The following is a 1,834-nucleotide window of genomic DNA, read 5'->3' as shown; positions in this document are numbered from 1 at the left end:
TAGCCAGCAGGGCGAGGATGCGCGCGGCGACCAGCGGGTCGATGGGCGCCCCCCCGGCCCGCATGCAGGCCAGCGCGCGCACCAGTTCATCGTCTTCGGCACTCTTGAGCAGGTAGCCCCGCGCGCCGGCCTGGATGGCCGCGACGATCGTGTCGGTGTGCCCCCAGGCGGAGACCACCACGGCCTCCAGTGACGGTCGGGCTCGCGAAAACGCCTCCAGCAGCGCCAGTCCCGAACCATCCGGCAGGTGCAGGTCCACCAGCGCCAGATCGAAGCCACGCGCGGGCCACAACGCGCCGGCCTGGGCCAGGCTGCCGGCGTGCGCCACCGATGCCCCGGGATGGACCTGCCCGAGCAGGCGGGCCAGGCGCCGCGCGCAGGCGGGGTCGTCCTCCACCAGCAGCACGGCGGCCACGGCCAGCGGTGCGGGCGCGCTCATCGGCAGGGGCGCTGCACGCAGGAAAAACGGCATGCATCCCCGATATCAGGGATGCGCGCGAGGCACTGCCTCTCTAGTCTTGCGGGTCGGGGGTGCCGGCTGCTACAGGTGGGCGGCACCACCCGCCCGGCAACCGATTTTTCACAAACATGCATTTTTAGGAGGTGAACGATGACTCAGGTGCTCATGCAATGCGCGGCGATCCACGTGCCCACGGGCGAGCTGGCGGCCAGCCGGCAGGGATATTCACATGATTCGGAAATAAAGACCAGCAACACCGACTGGATGGCGCACCTGCCGGACGGGCGCAGGCTCAGCGAGCTGTCCCTGCCCGGCACGCACGACACCATGTCGTTCTATGGCGGCGACATCACCCAGACGCAGTCGATGCCGCTGGCGAACCAACTCAAATCCGGCATCCGCGTGCTGGACATCCGGTGCAACCACACCAAGGACGAACTGCCGATCTACCACGGCATCCAATTCCAGTACGCGTACTTCTCCGACGTGCTCGCCACCGTGATCGACTTCCTGAAGACCCACCCGTCGGAAACCGTGTTCATGCGGATCAAGCAGGAGGGCGACGGCGGCGGCAACACCGAGACTTTCGAGGAAACGTTCAAGAACCGCTACTACCAGCCCAACCAGGCCGCCTTCTGGCAGCCGCCCACGGATGGCACCGGCGGCAACCCCGTGCTCAAGGACCTGCGCGGCAAGATCGTGGTGCTGCAGAACTTCACCGCGACGCACCAGTACGGCATCGCGTACCCCGGCGCGTTCAGCATCCAGGACGAATGGAAGCTGGGCACCAACTGGGACCTGTACGACAAGTGGGAAAAGGTCAAGGCACATGCCCGCGCGGCGATCGCCGGAAGCCGCGACCAGGCCTACATCAACTACCTGAGCGCCGCGTCCGGCTCGTTCCCCTATTTCGTCGCCAGCGGGGCGTCGAGCCCCCAGACCAACGCCCCCCTGCTCATGACGGGGCGGACCACCCCGGGCTGGAAGAACAGCTGGCCCGACTTTCCCCGCGTCAAATGCTTCATCGGCATCTGCTCGATCGCCTTCGACGGGACGAACCAGCTCCTGTACCCCCGCATGGGCCCGGGGGGGGGGAACTGCACGGGCAGGTGGGCATGGTCATGGCCGACTTCCCCGGCCCCGGCCTCATCAGCGCGGTGATCGCCACCAACGGCTGACGCCCCCGCCGCGGGATCTGCCACAGGGCCCTCGCCTTGGCCACCGCCCCATGGCGGGGGGCAGGCGCCTGCGTACACTACGCCGGTCCCGGCTTCCCCTCCTGCCCCATGCACATACCCCGGCTGCGCCCTGTTTTGTCCCTGTGCCCCACAGCGCGCCCGAGGTTGCACGCCTGGGGCCTGGCGGCCCTGCTGC

2 protein-coding genes are annotated in these 1,834 nt (G+C 68.2%); one reads left to right on the top strand and one right to left on the bottom strand.

What is annotated here, in order from left to right:
- Positions 1–472: response regulator (locus AC27IQ_RS23635; protein WP_487091013.1), on the bottom strand; the 472-nt coding region annotated here is incomplete at its 3' end.
- A 138-nt stretch (positions 473–610) separates the two neighbouring features.
- Here AC27IQ_RS23635 and AC27IQ_RS23630 point away from each other — a divergent pair.
- Positions 611–1,621 (top strand): phosphatidylinositol-specific phospholipase C, encoded by a 1,011-nt coding sequence (locus AC27IQ_RS23630; protein WP_487091012.1) that lies wholly within the window; start codon positions 611–613, stop codon positions 1,619–1,621.
- Positions 1,622–1,834: the final 213 nt, after the last annotated feature.

The sequence above is a fragment of the Acidovorax sp. KPB24-07 genome (genome assembly GCF_057543315.1).
This window is presented reverse-complemented; position numbering and strand designations above follow the sequence as displayed.

What these genes read in the sequence shown, in the direction of transcription:
- AC27IQ_RS23630 (WP_487091012.1), top strand. Translation starts at nt 611, where the DNA reads ATGACTCAGGTGCTCATGCAATGCGCGGCGATCCACGTGCCCACGGGC.